The 17,109-nt window shown below is 44.7% G+C and carries 16 protein-coding genes and 1 other RNA gene; 5 read left to right on the forward strand and 12 right to left on the reverse strand.

Features of this window, described 5'->3' with window-relative positions; translation table 11 throughout:
• The first annotated feature begins 316 nt into the window (after positions 1-316).
• A complete protein-coding gene (gene fdhF / locus MHI53_RS23280; protein WP_340372400.1) occupies positions 317-3,256 on the forward strand; it encodes a formate dehydrogenase subunit alpha in 2,940 nt (979 codons plus the stop codon).
• Between the two features lie 17 nt (positions 3,257-3,273).
• On the forward strand, positions 3,274-3,750 hold the full coding sequence (locus tag MHI53_RS23285; protein ID WP_340372401.1) for a DUF1641 domain-containing protein: 477 nt from the start codon (positions 3,274-3,276) through the stop codon (positions 3,748-3,750).
• Between the two features lie 38 nt (positions 3,751-3,788).
• On the opposite strand, the gene MHI53_RS23290 is transcribed toward MHI53_RS23285, so the two are convergent.
• From MHI53_RS23290 to secG, 7 genes are all read right to left on the reverse strand, one after another.
• On the reverse strand, positions 3,789-4,343 hold the full coding sequence (locus tag MHI53_RS23290) for a hypothetical protein (protein ID WP_340372402.1): 555 nt from the start codon (positions 4,341-4,343) through the stop codon (positions 3,789-3,791).
• Positions 4,344-4,872: 529 nt separating this feature from the next.
• Entirely contained in the window at positions 4,873-6,522 is a 1,650-nt protein-coding gene (locus MHI53_RS23295; RefSeq protein ID WP_340373722.1) for an FAD-binding dehydrogenase, read from the reverse strand.
• Between the two features lie 124 nt (positions 6,523-6,646).
• Positions 6,647-7,008: a transfer-messenger RNA gene (ssrA, locus tag MHI53_RS23300) on the reverse strand.
• Between the two features lie 123 nt (positions 7,009-7,131).
• Positions 7,132-7,599: an SsrA-binding protein SmpB gene (gene smpB, locus MHI53_RS23305; RefSeq protein ID WP_061141144.1), complete on the reverse strand. Its 468-nt coding sequence runs from the start codon at positions 7,597-7,599 to the stop codon at positions 7,132-7,134.
• 66 nt (positions 7,600-7,665) lie between these two features.
• Positions 7,666-10,035 carry a ribonuclease R gene (gene rnr, locus MHI53_RS23310; RefSeq protein WP_340372403.1) on the reverse strand — a complete coding sequence of 790 codons (2,370 nt, stop codon included), beginning with the start codon at positions 10,033-10,035 and terminating at the stop codon, positions 7,666-7,668.
• A 33-nt stretch (positions 10,036-10,068) separates the two neighbouring features.
• Entirely contained in the window at positions 10,069-10,815 is a 747-nt protein-coding gene (locus tag MHI53_RS23315; protein ID WP_100533117.1) for a carboxylesterase, read from the reverse strand.
• Between the two features lie 141 nt (positions 10,816-10,956).
• Positions 10,957-11,190, reverse strand: coding sequence for a preprotein translocase subunit SecG (gene secG, locus MHI53_RS23320; protein WP_061141147.1), 234 nt, complete (start codon positions 11,188-11,190; stop codon positions 10,957-10,959).
• Between the two features lie 176 nt (positions 11,191-11,366).
• On the opposite strand from secG, the gene MHI53_RS23325 reads away from it, so the two are divergent.
• Together MHI53_RS23325 and MHI53_RS23330 are read left to right on the forward strand one after the other, a co-directional pair.
• Positions 11,367-11,909: a hypothetical protein gene (locus MHI53_RS23325; protein ID WP_340372404.1), complete on the forward strand. Its 543-nt coding sequence runs from the start codon at positions 11,367-11,369 to the stop codon at positions 11,907-11,909.
• Positions 11,910-11,964: 55 nt separating this feature from the next.
• A complete protein-coding gene (locus MHI53_RS23330) occupies positions 11,965-12,789 on the forward strand; it encodes a M15 family metallopeptidase (protein ID WP_061141149.1) in 825 nt (274 codons plus the stop codon).
• 106 nt (positions 12,790-12,895) lie between these two features.
• Here MHI53_RS23330 and MHI53_RS23335 read toward each other — a convergent pair whose 3' ends face one another.
• Positions 12,896-13,804, reverse strand: coding sequence for a hypothetical protein (locus MHI53_RS23335; RefSeq protein ID WP_340372405.1), 909 nt, complete (start codon positions 13,802-13,804; stop codon positions 12,896-12,898).
• A gap of 62 nt (positions 13,805-13,866) precedes the next feature.
• Positions 13,867-14,325, reverse strand: a complete 459-nt coding sequence (locus MHI53_RS23340) for a hypothetical protein (protein WP_100534255.1) — start codon at positions 14,323-14,325, stop codon at positions 13,867-13,869.
• 516 nt (positions 14,326-14,841) lie between these two features.
• On the opposite strand from MHI53_RS23340, the gene MHI53_RS23345 reads away from it, so the two are divergent.
• Positions 14,842-15,042 carry a hypothetical protein gene (locus MHI53_RS23345; protein ID WP_100534256.1) on the forward strand — a complete coding sequence of 67 codons (201 nt, stop codon included), beginning with the start codon at positions 14,842-14,844 and terminating at the stop codon, positions 15,040-15,042.
• Here the strand turns inward: MHI53_RS23345 and MHI53_RS23350 are convergent.
• The 3 genes from MHI53_RS23350 to eno form a co-directional block, all read right to left on the reverse strand.
• A complete protein-coding gene (locus MHI53_RS23350) occupies positions 15,021-15,299 on the reverse strand; it encodes a hypothetical protein (RefSeq protein ID WP_340372406.1) in 279 nt (92 codons plus the stop codon). The two genes, MHI53_RS23345 and MHI53_RS23350, sit on opposite strands and share 22 nt — an antisense overlap.
• A 53-nt stretch (positions 15,300-15,352) precedes the next feature.
• Positions 15,353-15,622, reverse strand: a complete 270-nt coding sequence (locus tag MHI53_RS23355; protein WP_340372407.1) for a hypothetical protein — start codon at positions 15,620-15,622, stop codon at positions 15,353-15,355.
• Positions 15,623-15,799: 177 nt separating this feature from the next.
• Complete coding sequence (eno, locus tag MHI53_RS23360; protein WP_061141150.1) at positions 15,800-17,095, reverse strand: phosphopyruvate hydratase; 1,296 nt, start codon at positions 17,093-17,095, stop codon at positions 15,800-15,802.
• Positions 17,096-17,109 lie beyond the last annotated feature (14 nt).

A 17,109-nucleotide genomic window follows, 5' to 3' on the forward strand; every position in this document is an offset into this window, starting at 1 on the left:
CACTCCAAATCGCCTTCTTTTTTCCTTATCATAAATCACGAAACTCAAAAACGAAAGGGATTTGGCGAACGTCCGCTGCTGGGCAGTATTGTATCTTTTTGTAAATAAAGGTATAATATCAGGGATGAAAGTTGGTCATGCAATAATGGGTTGTTGCGTCTCTTTCTTTTTCATCGCCCATACATAATGGTATGATTGGTATATTGGCAAGTTTTGCTACTAAACTATTCCACCATGACCTACACCAACGTTTTAGAGGCGGAGGTGTGCTCATGGTGGTTTTTTGTTGTGTTTTTGCTAAAAAGGGGGAACTACTATGAGCAATTCGACGAGCACGTTTAAAATCAATGGTTTGGATTATACGGCAAAAGCCGGATTGACGATACTTGAGGTTATCAACCAAAATGGGCTAGCCCACCCGCAAATTTGCTATGTCCCCGAGGTCGATCCGATCCAGACCTGTGACACCTGCATTATCGAAGTCGATGGGAAACTCGTCCGCTCCTGTTCGACCGTGGCCGTGAGCGGGATGGATATTGCCATGAACTCGAGCAAAGCAAAAGAAGCCCAAACCGAAGCAATGGATCGGATCCTGGAAAACCACTCCTTATACTGTACAGTGTGTGATAATAATAACGGCAATTGCACGCTTCACAACACGGCAGAATTAATGGAAATTGAACACCAAAAATACCCTTACACACCGAAAGTGAAATTGGCCGATGTCGATATGTCGCATCCATTTTACCGCTATGATGCCAATCAATGCATTGCATGCGGGCAATGCGTCGAGGTCTGCCAGAACCTTCAGGTCAACGAGACACTATCCATCGATTGGGAAGCCGATCGCCCAAGGGTCATCTGGGATGAAGGCTCCGAAATCAACAGCTCATCATGTGTCGGCTGCGGACAGTGTGTAACCATTTGTCCCTGCAATGCATTAATGGAGAAGTCAATGCTCGGTGAGGCTGGGTTCATGTCAGGTATCAAAAACGATTTGCTCGAACCCATGATTGACCTTGTCAAAGAAGTGGAGCCTGGGTACAGCGGGATTTTCGCCCTTTCGGAAATCGAGGCGGCCATGCGTGAGAAACGGACGAAGAAGACAAAAACGGTCTGTACGTTTTGCGGGGTTGGCTGCTCATTCGAGGTCTGGACTAAGGGCCGGAAAATCCTTAAAATCCAACCGACTCATGAAGCTCCCGTCAATGCGATTTCCACATGTGTCAAAGGGAAATTCGGCTGGGATTTCGTAAACTCCGAGAAACGATTATCCAAGCCGCTCATTCGGAAAAATGGCAAATTCATCGAATCGAGTTGGAATGAAACATTGGACCTGGTCGCCTCAAGACTCGGTTCGATCAAACAACAGCATGGCGGCAACTCCGTAGGCTTCATTTCTTCCTCCAAGATCACGAATGAAGAAAACTATGTCATTCAAAAACTGGCACGACAAGTATTCGAGACGAATAACGTCGACAATTGCTCTCGTTATTGCCAATCGCCTGCTACAGACGGATTGTTCCGTACAGTCGGAATGGGCGGAGATGCCGGAACGATCAAGGATATCGCCGCGGCTGGTTTGGTCATCATCATCGGGGCGAATCCGGCTGAAGGGCATCCTGTACTGGCGACACGCGTGAAGCGGGCCCATAAGCTTCACGGCCAAAAACTGATTGTAGCCGATATCAGGAAAAATGAAATGGCGGAGCGTTCCGATATTCACATCAGCCCTAAACAGGGCACGGACCAGGTCTGGTTGATGGCGGTTACCAAATATATGATCGACCAAGGCTGGCATGATCAGGAATTCATTGATGAGAATGTGAACTTCTTCGACGATTATATGGAAGTACTTGAGAAATACACCCTTGAATATGCTGAAATGCACACAGGCCTTGCAAAAGAAGCATTGATCCAAATTGCTGCATTGATCCGTGATGCCGATGGGACCTGCATCCTATGGGGGATGGGTGTAACCCAAAACACTGGAGGCTCCGACACGTCGGCCGCCATTTCCAACCTTTTGCTGGCTACAGGAAATTACCGCCGCGCTGGAGCAGGTGCCTATCCGCTTCGCGGCCATAACAATGTCCAAGGCGCTTGCGATATGGGTACCCTCCCGACATGGCTTCCCGGATACCAGCATATTTCCGATGATGCGGCACGCGCCAAATTCGAAAGGGCTTACGGTGTAAAAATCGATGGCAAACCAGGCATGAACAATATCGACATGCTTCACGCCATTGAAAAAGGCGACATGAAAGCGATGTACCTAGTCGGTGAAGATATGGCACTTGTCGACTCGGATGCCAACCACGTTCATGACGTATTATCCAGCTTGGATTTCTTCGTGGTACAAGATATTTTCCTTTCCAGGACCGCTCAATATGCAGACGTCGTGTTACCTGGCGTGCCCTCGCTTGAAAAAGAGGGGACGTTCACCAATACGGAGCGTCGGGTACAGCGTCTATACCAGGCTCTGCCTGCTCTAGGAGACGCTAGAGCGGATTGGTGGATCACCCAAGAGATCGCCAAACGGTTGGGAGCGGATTGGAATTACACACATCCTGGTGAAATCTATGATGAAATGGCAAGCCTTTCACCGATTTTCAGCCAAGCCAATTATGGTGTGCTCGAAGGCTGGAACAGCTTCCTCTGGGGCAGCCATGACGGAGCAAGCACGCCGCTCCTTTATGTAGATGGTTTTAACTTTCCCGATAAGAAAGCCCGTTTTGCACTATCTGATTGGGTCGAGCCGGCTCAGTTCCCAGCGGAATTCGATCTTCACATCAACAACGGGCGGATGCTGGAGCATTTCCATGAAGGAAACATGACGAATAAATCTATTGGAATCCAAGCAAAGGTTCCGGATATTTTCGTTGAGATTTCGCCTAAGCTGGCTAGTGAGCGCAAAGTCGGCGATGGCGGGCTCGTCCGCTTGGTGTCACCATTCGGAGCCGTTAAATTAAAGGTGCTGATCACGGATCGAGTAAAAAACAACGAGCTATTTTTACCGATGAATTCCGTTGATAAAGACTCTGCCATTAACTTCCTGACCGGTCCCATTTACGATCAGCGCACAAGCACGCCGGCATACAAACAGACGATGGTCCGCATGGAAGTGTTATGCGCAAGCGGCGATACTCCGCTGCCCGATACAAATCCACGGAATAAAAAACGACATCCCCAAAATGGAGTCGAGGTTGAGCGGAAGTGGGCACGTCCAGGGTATGTTCATTTAACGGAAAAATAACAAGGAAGGTGATGTTCATGGCAGCTCCCATTACGGAAATCCATAATCCGCTTACGGAGGAAGAAGAAAAGCTCCAAAAACTAGAAGAACTAAAAACACTGATCGCCAATAATGAAGATGCCTTAAACCATATGTTTAAAATCGTCAATGAACTGAATGGCGCCGGAGTATTCGAAGCTGCGACCTCGATGCTTCAAGGAAAAGAACAGATTGCCAAAATCGCCCTTGAACAAGTCACAAGACAACCTGTCACAAACCTGATCAATACCGTTATGGGGGCAACAGGGGCCTTGATGAAAGCCGATGCCGCACAATCGACGAAACTGCTGAACAGTGCACTCGCCGGAATCGACGAAGGAAACAAATTCCTCCAAAGCGAAAAGAAAATCGGCGTACTCGATCTAATGAAAACGTTGAATGATCCCGACATAAACCGGGCGATCGGTTTCGGCGTCCACTTCCTGAAGGGAATGGGCAAGGAATTGAAGGAATAGGAAGGAAGGTTGACTCTTTTTAGGGTCAGCCTCTTTTTTCACTCATCAAAAAACAGGCTATACTCCCTCCCCTTATTCACGCCACGGCTTGTCAGGTTCAATGATTGCAGGATTCGCGTTGCAGTGGATGCAGAGGAAATATTCAAAAAATCCCGCAGCTGCCGATTCGTGATAGTCGGGCCGATTAAATAAAAATAATCTCGTAAAGCTTGGACATGTGCATCCTTACTGGCTAGTCCGCATGGCTTGCAAATCCATGTACCATATCTCCTAAGTAACTGGTGACAGTTACAATTCTCGCAAATCATCCCTTTTAGTAGATCACTTTCGGTAAGTTTGTACCGTTCAAGAATGGAAAAATCGGCATCGATATGCTGTTTATTGATGACGCGAATAGCTTTCTTTAAAGCTTTATCATCTAAAATCGATTCTTTCATGGAATTTTCGAGTTGATTAATTATAGCGGGAAGCGCCTCGCGATGAATGACTTTATACTGGAGCGTACGGTTTTCAGGAGAGGTACGGATGATGGTTTGGGGATTGCTGATGACAATGAATGAATGGATCGGAATTACTGGAATGTTATATTGCAAAAGTCACGATTAAAGTATCCATCTGAAAAAAAAGGGATGGGTCCTACAACCGTATATCGTGGAAGATGAAATGACTTTTCGGTTCCAAAAAGCTTACTTAATGGAAAGTCAATGGAGGTTTCCCCTTTATAGCCAGCCTCCCTTTTATTGAGATCCTGCATAATTGAAGGCATCTTTGGATGATGTGGCGGAAGCCTGCGCACCAATGCACGTAATTTGAGGATCGTAAGCGGGACTTTTCGCTGTTTTACAATCAATATTCCTCACTCCTATCTTGGGTTTCTCCCAAAGGATTCGACAAAAATAACGAATATTCCTTCAAATGAATGCGCTTGTCCCTTTTATCTGCGAAATTCGAGGATTTTTCTACAATTCCGGCATTTTATTTGCGAAACTGATCTTTTTTTCTGCAATTTCGGCATTTTATCTGCGATTCCGGCATTTTATCTGCGATTCTGGTCCATTTATCTGCGATTTCGGCGATATTTCGATTTTCCGACAAAAAAAGGACCCCAAAAGCAGGTCCTCGTCATAAATCTGCAAGCGCCCTGCCCGCCTGTCGTCCGGAGAAAAGGCAGCCGCCGACGAATGTTCCTTCCAATGAACGATAACCGTGAACCCCGCCCCCGCCGAATCCAGCTACCTCACCCGCTGCATACAGGCCATTCACTGGATGTCCGGAAGCATTCAGGACGCGACAGGAAAGATCGGTTTGCAATCCTCCCAGAGTTTTTCTGCTGACGATATTCAACCGTACCGCTATCAACGGACCATTCTTTTGATCGAGGATTTTATGCGGTGCTGCAACTCTTATTAACCGATCCCCGATATAATGGCGTGCTCCACGCATTGCGGTGATTTGCAGGTCTTTCGTGAATTTATGATCCATTTCCCTATCCCTCGCGATTATTTGCCGCTCGATATCGGCAAGGACAAGCAAGTTCTCTTCCGTGAGCTTATTCATCCCGTCCACAAGTTCCGGGAGTGAATCCGCTATGACAAAATCCTCGCCCTTGTCCATGAAAGCCTGCACGGGAGACGATGCGCCAGGCAGGACCCGGGATAACACCTTCCGAATGCTTTTACCTGTCAAATCGGGATTTTGCTCAGAGCCCGATAAAGCAAATTCTTTTTCGATGATTTTCTGCGTCAAAATGAACCATGAATGGTCGTACCCTGTCGCCATGATGGCATCAAGCGTCCCCAGCGTATCGAATCCCGGAAAATTCGGAGCAGGGAATCGCTGGCCCGTTGCATCGAGCCAAAGAGATGAAGGCCCGGGCAGGATACGGATTCCATGCTTGGCCCAAACGGGATCATGATTCTTGATTCCTTCCGTATAGTGCCACATCCGGTCGCGATTGACGATTCTTCCTCCGGCCTTTTCCGTAATGGCAAGCATCCTCCCATCCACATGCTCAGGAACGCCGGAAATCATATTTTTCGGGGCTTCACCTAGTCGCGCAGGCCAATTCTTTCTTATCAATTCATGATTGGCCCCGATTCCGCCGCTTGTCACAAGCACAGCTTGAGCATGAAACGAAAAGTCCCCGATCACTTCCCGGGAGCTAGCCTCGCCGCGAGCTGCCGAGCTCGGCACAAGCACCGATCCACGTACACCAATGACAGAGTCGTCTTCCGTTAACAATTCATTCACGCGATGACGGGGACGATAATCGACCAGACCTTTCCCGATCGCTTTACGGACCCGATCCTCGAACGGCTTTACGATCCCCGGGCCCGTTCCCCATACAATATGAAAACGCGGAACCGAGTTACCATGCCCTTCAGCGAGGTAACCCCCTCGCTCCGCCCAGCCAACTACCGGAAAAAAACGGATGCCCTGGGCTGTCAGCCATTCCCGTTTTTCCCCTGATGCAAAGTGGACGTAAGCTTCCGCCCACTTTTTCCCCCAATGATCTTCATCATCCTCCCGATCAAAACCAGCCGTACCTAACCAATCCTGCCAGGCAAGCTCCCGTGAATCCTTAATGCCCAATCTCCGCTGTTCAGGTGAGTCGACAAGAAATAAACCGCCAAAAGACCACCATGCCTGCCCGCCAAGAGAAGCTTCCGGTTCTTGATCCAGCAGCAATACTTTCTTCCCGGCATCCGCAAGCTCTGCCGCAGCCACCAACCCGGCGAGACCCGCTCCGACCACAATTACATCAAATCCCATCAACATGCCCCCGTCTCCATATGTATGCGCTTTCATTAAATGCTCTCTTCCTACATTCCCTGTTCATCCTCATATTCCTTCTTGAAAGGAAAAAAGGCAAATAAAAAACCACCAATATATGTATTGGTGGAGACGGTGGGAGTCGAACCCACGTCCAGACATAACGGCACTTAAGCTTCTACGAGTGTAGTCGATATATTCGCATTTCGCGAACTCATTAGCCTATCGACAGGCGGCAGAGCAGCTAGTCTGATTGGTCTCTTCCTTCATCCTCAGACGGTGGATTCCGGCGTATCCCACTTAGAGTGAGTCCCTTACCCTACCACGTGGGCCATGGAGGGAGGAACAGCTAACGACTGTTGTTACGCAGCGAAAGCTAGGTTGTTGTTTTGTTTGCCAGTTATAGGCGTTGACGTTTTAACGAGGCCGATCCCCTCGACTCGCAACTTAAGCTCGAACTATCCCTGTCGAATCCGTAACGTCCCCATGATTGAAATGGAGCGTACGAGAGAAGAATAGTCAGCAAGTTGGCTGATATTCAATTGTCATCGGTACAGGATTAATTATAACAGATTGAAACGAAAAATCAATTGTAAGGTCTTGGCAGTGTTACATCTTCTGACGATCACGGAAAGCACGTTCAATATCACGTTTCGCTTCCTTCTTCTTCAGGTCATCTCGCTTGTCATATTGCTTCTTCCCTTTTCCAAGCCCGATTAAAACCTTGGCAAAACCATTTTTCAAATACATTTTCAATGGAACGATGGTGTAGCCCGCTTCTTTCGTTTCACCGATCAGTTTACTGATTTCTTTCTTATGCAAAAGGAGCTTCCGTGTCCGCAACGGGTCATGGTTAAACTGATTCCCCTGCTCGTAAGGACTGACATGCATATTATAAAGATAGATTTCGCCATTTTCAATTTTAGCGAAGGCATCTCTCAAATTCACTCGGGCCGCACGGATTGCCTTGATTTCGGTCCCTTTCAAAACGATGCCTGCTTCAAATGTTTGTTCAATGAAGAAATCATGATACGCTTTTTTATTTTGTGCTAGTTGTTTACCTGAGCCTTTTGGCATCTAACTCTCCCCTTTTTACATCCGATCGCGGTGAGAGGATGAATCGATCATCCCCTCACATCAATCTTATCTCTTTTTAGGCTTCCTCTTGCGCTTGGCAGCGGGCGCATTTTCAAAGAATTTTTTCTTCTTTTTCGGCTTTTTATCGGAAGAAGGCGAATCTCCCTTGCGATTGCCGCCACGGCCGCCGCCTTTTCCTTCGTTTCTTCCGCCATTCCCGCCGCGGCCGCGTTTACGGTCACCTGAATTGGCTTTGAATATTTTCTTCTCTCCGGATGGACGCGGACGGCTCACCTTCATGCCGATGATTTCAAAATCGATGGCGCGTTCCTCTTTATTGACGTTGGAAACACGTACGTCGATTTCGTCCCCAATCCGGAATACATTCCCTGTACGTTCCCCGATCATGGCCAGCTGGCGCTCATCGAAGCGGTAATAGTCATCCGTCATGAAGCTGACATGAACAAGCCCCTCAATGGTGTTCGGCAGCTCGACGAACATTCCGAAATTCGTAACGGAACCAATGATGCCGGTATATTCCTCGCCGATTTTATCAAGCATATATTCGGCTTTCTTCAAATCATCGGTTTCGCGCTCCGCATCGACGGAGCGACGTTCCCGCTTCGAGGTATGATCGGCAATCTCGGGTAAAATCGCATTCCATTTCTCTTTCGTAGCTTCATCCGTTTTACCTTCCACCAAATAAGTCCGGATCAGCCTATGCACGATCAAATCCGGGTAACGGCGGATCGGTGAAGTGAAATGTGTATAAAATTCAGCTGATAATCCAAAATGGCCCAGGCTTTCCGGATCATATTTCGCTTGCTGCATCGAACGGAGCATGACGGTGGATATGACCGTTTCTTCCGGCTTGCCTGCCACTGCCTCGATGATTTCCTGTAATGCCTTTGGATGGACGTCATTGGCCGACCCGCGCACGATGTAGCCGAAGTTCGTAATGAATTCGAAGAAGCGCTGCAGTTTTTCCGGCTTCGGATCTTCGTGGATACGGTAAATGAACGGAACGTCAAGACGGTTGAAATGCTCGGCAACGGTTTCGTTGGCCGCGAGCATGAATTCTTCAATCAGCTTCTCGGCAACCGACCTTTCACGTAAAACGACATCAGTCGGATGTCCCTCTTCGTCAACGATAACCCTCGCTTCATTGAAATCAAAATCGATCGCACCGCGGTTCATCCGATTTTTACGAAGGATGGCCGCCAACTTCTCCATGTCCTCGAACATCGGCACCAACGCTTCATAGCGCTCCAGCTGTTCTTCATCTTTATCCACCAAAATCTTGTTCACATTGCCATATGTCATCCGCTCCGTCGTCTTGATGACACTTTCAAAAATCTCGTGATTGATGACATGCCCGTCTGGTGTGATTTCCATCTCACAAGAAAGTGTAAACCGATCGACCTGCGGGTTCAAGGAGCAAATCCCGTTCGATAAACGATGCGGAATCATCGGAATGACCCTGTCCACCAAATAAACGCTCGTACCCCTTTCAAGGGCTTCCTTATCGATTGGCGAACCTTCCGTAACATAATGGCTGACATCGGCAATATGGACACCTAGCTTGTAATGGCCATTTTCTAGCTTGGTAACCGAAACGGCATCATCGAGGTCCTTCGCATCGGCCCCATCAATCGTGACCAAAACATCATGGCGCAAATCCCTGCGGCTGCCGATTTCACTTTCAGAAATCGTATCGGAAACGGCATTGGCTTGCTTCATGACTTCTTCCGGGAATTCCATCGGCAAACCATATTTATGGATGACGGAAAGGATATCGACGCCAGGGTCATTTTTATGCCCTAGAATTTCGATGATTTCTCCTTCTGCACTTACACGTCCTTCTGGGTAAGAAGTCAGCTTGACGACAACCTTATGGCCCTCCACCGCTCCATGGGAAGCATGCTGCGGGATGAAGATGTCGTTTGCGATCTTTTTATCATCAGGGATGACGAAACCAAAGCTTTTGCTTTCGGAGTATGTACCTACCACTTGCGTTATTCCGCGTTCAAGGATCCTGATGACCGTGCCTTCTTGCCTTGATCCGGACGTTTCCGAGGATACTCGTACCATGACGATATCTCCGTGCATCGCTGTACCCGTTTCATTTGGCGGGATGAAAATATCATCCATTCCTGGGTTATCTTCAGGCGTTACAAATGCGAAGCCCTTTGCATGACCCGTTAATTTTCCGCGGAACAAATTCATTTTTTGCGGCAGGCCGTAACGATTGCTTCTCGTTCTGACCACCAATCCCTTTTCTTCCAGCTTCACTAGCGCCTTGACGAAATTCTTGAAGTCTGCCGAGTCTTCGATCTTCAAAGCCTCTTCAAGCTCCTGTACCGTCAATGGCTTATATGCTTCGTCGGTCATGTACGTCAAAAGCCTATTCATGTGTTCTTGAATGTTATCTTCCATAAAACCCCTCCTATTCAGGGTATAATAAATTTGTTATTCGGACCAATCCAGACTTTCTAAAAATTCCAATACATCTTCATGCAGCTGTTCTTTTTCTTTATCCAGCGTGATGACATGACCGGATTCTTCATACCACTTCAGTTTCTTGACAGGTGACTCGATGGAATCAAAAATGATATCGGCACTTTTCGGATTGATGACGTCATCATGCCGCCCCTGCACGACATATGTCGGTGCATAAATCAAATCGACATGCTCCCGTACATCCGTTATCAATTCCTGAAGGGCTTTCAATGTATTCATCGGTTTATCGGCCAGGAGGTCCATTTCATGCTCTATTTGCTCTTGCGTTTTTCCTTCATACTTCTTAAATTCTCTAGCGTACTCCAATACTCCTTTATACATCATCTCTTCACTTTTGATATACATGGGCGCACACATTGATACGATACCCTTTATAGGTACAGTGTAACCTAATTTAAGAGAAAATACGCCTCCCAAAGAGAGTCCGGCAACAGCTATTTCCTCATGGCCCTTGCTCTTCAGGAAATCGAATGCCATCATGACGTCCTTCCACCAATCAACAGGGCCCGTTTTCACCAGCTCCTCTGGCGGAACCCCATGTCCCTTATAGTGCGGGGCATGGCAGGTGTAACCGTGCTTCTCCAAGTGACGTCCAAGCATCCGCACATCTGCGGAATTCCCCGTGAATCCATGCAATAGTAAGACAGCTCTTTTTCCGCCTTCAAAAGTAAAGGGCTGCTGCAGCTTGATTTTCATGATAATTAGCTCCTTCATTAGTAAATAGCATCCAAAAAAATTCCCTATCTATCATTAAGTACTAAAATTACTATATCTATTCATGCAACTATCGTGCAAAGAAAAAAGCCTAGCTATTTAGCTAGACTCATTTTTGATCGATTACACATCAAAGAATGCAACAAGTAAAGTTAAAGCAAAGAATAAAATGGCTAATACTACCGTTGCACGATGTAAAATCAAATCCAAGCCGCGAGCTTTTTGCTTTCCGAATAGCTGCTCAGCACCGCCGGCAATCGCACCTGATAAACCTGCACTTTTACCCGATTGAAGCAATACCGTCACAATAAGGGCGATACTGACGATCACCAAAAGCGTTATGAGAAATGCATGCATGCAATCACACCTCCTGAAGTACCAATAAACAATTACTTTAACTTTACCACACCCATAAGATATCCACAATCTTTGTTATCATTTAATGGTAAGAATTCCTAAACAGCAGCTTCATCATTTTCTTTTTGAATCAAAGTTTGAGATAATTCACAAAAAGGGAAGAAAGAGGTGTCACCATGTTCAAGCCCATTCTCCGGATTCTTGATTTATTGACCATCCTGTTCTCGGCGGTTGCAGGCTATTCTTTATGGATAGGCGGCAGCAATCTCATCAGTGTCTTATTGATCATTCTCTCGCCGCTTTTGCTGCTGCTTGCAAAATATCATGGCAATCGATATTTATTATTTGCTGCATATACCACGACAACCGTCTATTTTACTGCTATTATTTATAATGGACTTTCCAATAGCGGCATCGACTTTTTCCAATCAAGTTACCATGTGCTGCTGATCGGTGCAGCCGCCATCCTGCTGAGCATCATAGCGGCCGTCATTGGTTTCGGCACCAACACCCTTACGATTCTCTGGCTATCGCTGCACGCCCTGGTCACCTTCGAGACGATCAGGATGTCAGGCGGTTTCCTATCTCACTTTTGGTCTGCACCCGTCGTGGAAGCCGCAGTCCGCAATGATTATCCATTTTTATTGATGGTGGTCTGGATCGGCTTATTCCTCGATAAGTACCAAAGTGAATTGACGAGGGATTACTTGTCACGATAATCTTTCAAAACGCCTATCGCAGGAAATCTTATATTAAAAGCAAGGGGCCTTTCATATGTTAAAACCTATATTTACTGCAACTGCTCTGTCATCGTTCATTTTATTGTCCGGATGTTCATTCGACCAATCAAGCGATGAAAAAAAAGAGCAAAAAGAAGAACACCCGAGCTCCCACCATACGGAGACAGAAACTGATGATAAGCAAGATGATTCAAAAGAATCGGCCCAACGCCAGGTGGAAGTGGATGAAACGGTCAAGCCCGCGCAGGCTGGCCTGCAGACTTTAGCCAACCCAGAAAGCATCCCTGTACTTGTCAACAAACAATACAGCTTGCCGGAAGATTACAAACCTGAAGATCTTGTTTACCCAAAAGTGGATTTCATCTTTCAGGATAAAATTGAAAAAAGAATGATGCGCAAAGAAGCGGCAGAAGCGCTTGAACGGCTATTCCAAGCTGCCGAAAAAGACAATATGCACTTCGCCGGCGTATCCGCCTACCGTTCACATCAAACGCAAATCACGGTCTTTAATAACTATGTGGCCAAGGACGGGGAAGAAAAAGCGAAAACCTACAGTGCAATGCCTGGGACGAGCGAGCACGAAACAGGTCTGGCCATCGATGTCACGACCCATGACGGTGCATGTGCTGCCCAAGATTGCTTCGGAGACACGAATGAAGCGTCCTGGCTTGCAGAGCATGCCCATGAATACGGATTTATCATCCGCTATCCGGAAGGCAAGGAAAACATTACAGGCTATAAATACGAACCGTGGCACATCCGCTATATTGGCGCCGATGCCGCAACTGAAATCTTCAAAACGAAAAGCACTTTGGAAGAATACTATAATGCCGTTCCAGTAGAAGCTGTAGATAAATAAGTAAAAGGTGCCCATATGCGGCACCTTTTTTTGTTTGGAATTCTATTAATCAAACGTTTGATTAAATATGCTGCCCCATCTTTTCTAAAAGAGCATTGATGCCACCTTAAGGTTTGATAACCGTTCGAAATGAACCTGAAACGACTGTACTTTCATAGTCACTTTCACTGACTTCATAAGGCTTGGGTAAAGCAATAACCTGGAAATTCGAATCATGCTGTACCTGTGGAAGCTTATATTCAAACACTTTTCTTTCTCCAGGCTTAACTGCCACATTTCCTACTAATTGATTATTTTCCAATGGGATCTGCTGCCAATGATTTAATGCAATAATATGGTAATTTTCCTCTTTCTCGCCAACATTTCCAACTGAAATGAAAACATGCTCACCACTTCTTGCTGTAGGCAGGATACTTAGTTCCTCTTTTTGTTTGCTGACAAATATAGTATCGTTGGGTCCTTTTTTAATTGTGTCATCAGGAATAAAACCAGCAGCTGCCTTTGGTTTCTCGCCGTTGCTCTTAACCTTAAAACGCATAGGTAACACTTCTTGCAAAGCACTCATTTTTGATATATCCAAATTATCTATTAGATAATTTGGTTTTTTAAATATAAGATAATCTATTTCTCTTGTTCGATCGTTAGTGGCAACACTAAGATTAAACTCGTTACTTTTATTTGGCTTGGCATTGAAGGTATAAACACTGTATGGTTTTCCTTCCACTGTAAAGGGTGTTTGTTCAAAATTACGAAGGACTATTACGGCATATTCCCTTTCCACTTCTATAAAATTCGAGAGCGAAAACGTATACTCAAGCTTATTATTTTTCGGCTCCAGTGTACTTCCATTATTCATTACTTTTCCATCGTCATCTAACAAGCCGTAGGAGATGGTATTGGAGCCTGCCTTAAAACCGGGCTGTACACCTTTTGTATTTTCCGTTTTATTGTAAAAGATCCACCCTGAGATTCCAATCAATATAAGTGAGGTCACTATCAAAAGCTTTTTTTTCATATTATCCTGGCTCCTACAATAAAGTTAAGGCTAACATCAGTTAGCCTTAACTTTTCTTATATTTAAAATTTATCTTTAGTTTCATGTACTACTGTTTTATAACTCTTCTTTACATAAGTATGATTGCCAAAAGCAGTTGCAGGAATATTATTAGATTTATCAGTAAAAGTAGCTCCAGCATATGTTGAATTTTTCTGAGAATCTGTTTTTTGTCCTTTTAACCCTCCCTTACTGCTATATACTCTAACTTTAGCAGCGATAGTATCTTCTTTTACTGCTGCTGATGAAGTAGCGGTTGCACTTGGAGAACCAAATATTGGATTGCTCGCCTTCACTTTGGAACTGCACTTGATTTTCTTACCAAATGTTTCCCCTGCAATACCTGAGGTTAGGCTACTGACTTCAGATAAACTTGAGATGTTAGTGACGGTTGTTTCTGATTCTATTTCTGCTGCAATTGTACTGTTTCCAATTGATAAACTAGTAAAAATCGTACCGAAAACAAATAATTTCTTAAGCATAATTATTTTTTATCTCCTTTAATATGTAATAGTAGTTTCATTATCCTATGTTTTATAAATGAAATATCTACCAATAAATATATTATATACCAAATTACCTATATATTTCAATGAAAACTTAATAATTTAGAAACATTAATGTTTTATCTATACAAGTAAACCATAATAGAAGGCTATACTCTCATCCCATAATGGTTGCACACCCTCACCCTCATGAAACATAAAAAAACCTTCCATTCAGGTGTAATTGGAGGTGAAAGAAAAAAGATTTTACCGTAATTATTTCTTCAAGTTCAAGTCGCCAAGCCCTTCACAGATGCGAAGAAGTTGGTTGTATTTAACGATACGGTCCGTACGTGACATGGAATATGTTATGCGCAGTTACTTCCATAAAAACTTAACTCAACAGTATTTTTACTCAAGATGATAATTAGTGAACAATTAGTCAAAGATAGTAATGTAGCTAGTTCTGGCACATACTTATCAGAGAAGGAATCTGGACGGGGAGGTTTCTATGTGGTAAAAGATTATAAAAATTATCGGGATATGAAGAGCATAAGAGAAATAATGAAAAATAAATCAGATAAGATGAATCATGGAATTAAAAGTCTAAATCAAAAAATGGACAAGCTCATAGAGCAAATTCAGAAAAAGATAAATGAGCTTCCTTATAAAAGAAGGACCATTCTTGTTATTTATTTACTATTAACAAGTTGAAGAAATTCAGAAAACTTTTGATTCATAAATTGTGCTTTCTTCAGAATTTCTTCCTTCTCGTTTTCTACATATAATTTTACCGCTTTACCTCTTTGGCTTAACTCATTGCTGATTTTAATGGTTAAGACATGCCCGCTGGCCGCTTTATTTCCCGAATTTACAGAACATTCAGAAACCAACACTACTTTATGCTTTTTATCTTTATTCAAACGTAATATACTATGCGATCTACGTATTTTATTACGCGCTCCATGCATTATAATTCCTCCCCTACTGAATTAATTCATTATTGTATCAATATGATGGATTACTAATAGGTGTTTCCGGACGCAAATTTTGAGGCAAGGAATGTGCCTGCAGCCAATGTAACAAATGCAATAATTTTATTGTTTTGGAGTGTCTTTATGCTCTTAGAGCTAGGTTGCTGAACATATAATTTCAACCAATACTTATCCCAATCTTCTTTCCCAAGTCCAGTCCGAATCTTTGAGAAAATCGGCTGTAAATCGGTTTTAAGTAAGTTTATTTTACTCGAAATCAACTCTTTGGATGCGTCTGGTACCTCTGTGTTCTCTTCCATAATTCCTCCTTTTCTATTTTGTATTCTCTTTTTATTTTATACAAAAATACATTTACAAAAAAGCACTTATTAAATATATTTTGAAAAAATAAACATAAAAACCCCCCATTCACATGGAATGGGAGGTGAGAGATAATCATCTCCACCCCTTCTCGTCGGAAGAGGGTGTCACGGTAATTATTTCTTCAAGTTATAGAAAGATTTCAAGCCGCCGTAAACAGCCAAGTCGCCAAGCTGGTCTTCGATGCGAAGAAGTTGGTTGTATTTAGCGATACGGTCCGTACGTGACATCGAACCTGTTTTGATTTGTCCTGCGTTCGTTGCAACGGCGATGTCAGCGATTGTTGCATCTTCCGTTTCACCTGAGCGGTGGGAAACGACAGCCGTGTAGCCAGCGCGCTTAGCCATTTCGATTGCGTCAAACGTTTCAGTCAGTGTACCGATTTGGTTCACTTTGATCAGGATCGAGTTACCGATGCCTTTTTCAATGCCTTCAGCCAATTTTTTCGTGTTCGTTACGAATAAATCGTCACCAACCAATTGAACTCTAGAACCGATGCGTTCAGTTAGAAGTTTGTGGCCATCCCAGTCATTTTCATCCAAGCCGTCTTCGATGGAAAGAATCGGGAATTCATTCACTAGCTCTTCATAGAAAGCAACCATTTCTTCAGATGTAACGCCATTGCGGCCTTCGCCTGCAAGATCGTATTTGCCTGTTTCTTTGTTATAGAATTCAGATGAAGCTACGTCCATACCAAGGTAGATATCTTCGCCTGCTTTATAGCCTGCTTTTTCAATCGCCTCGATGATGACTTGAAGTGCTTCACGGTTCGAACCTAGGTTTGGCGCAAAGCCGCCTTCGTCGCCAACAGCCGTGTTCAAGCCTTTAGCAGAAAGAACCGATTTCAATGCATGGAATACTTCAGCACCCATACGAACGGCTTCCTTGAAGCTTGGCGCACCGACAGGAAGGATCATGAATTCCTGGAAGTCGACGTTGTTATCGGCATGTGATCCGCCGTTGATGATGTTCATCATTGGAGTTGGAAGTTGTTTTGCATTGAACCCTCCAAGGTAACGGTACAATGGTAAACCGGAAAATTCAGCAGCAGCATGGGCAGCAGCCATGGATACGCCAAGGATTGCATTCGCTCCAAGGTTTCCTTTGTTTTCCGTACCATCCAATTCGATCATCGTAAGGTCAAGGCCAGCTTGGTTCGTTACATCCAAGCCAATGACAGCTTCAGCAATGATTTCATTTACGTTATCAACCGCTTTTTGTACCCCTTTACCCAGGTAGCGAGATTTATCCCCGTCACGAAGCTCAACTGCTTCATGTTCTCCTGTTGAAGCACCTGATGGAACGATGGCGCGTCCGAAGTATCCGGACTCAGTTTGGATTTCTACTTCTATTGTTGGATTACCACGGGAATCAAGCACTTCGCGTGCATATACATGTTCAATGTACGGCATTTAAATCTCTCCTT

Origin of the sequence: Peribacillus sp. FSL E2-0218 (assembly GCF_037992945.1) — a bacterium.
GTDB classification, from domain to species: domain Bacteria; phylum Bacillota; class Bacilli; order Bacillales; family DSM-1321; genus Peribacillus; species Peribacillus simplex_B.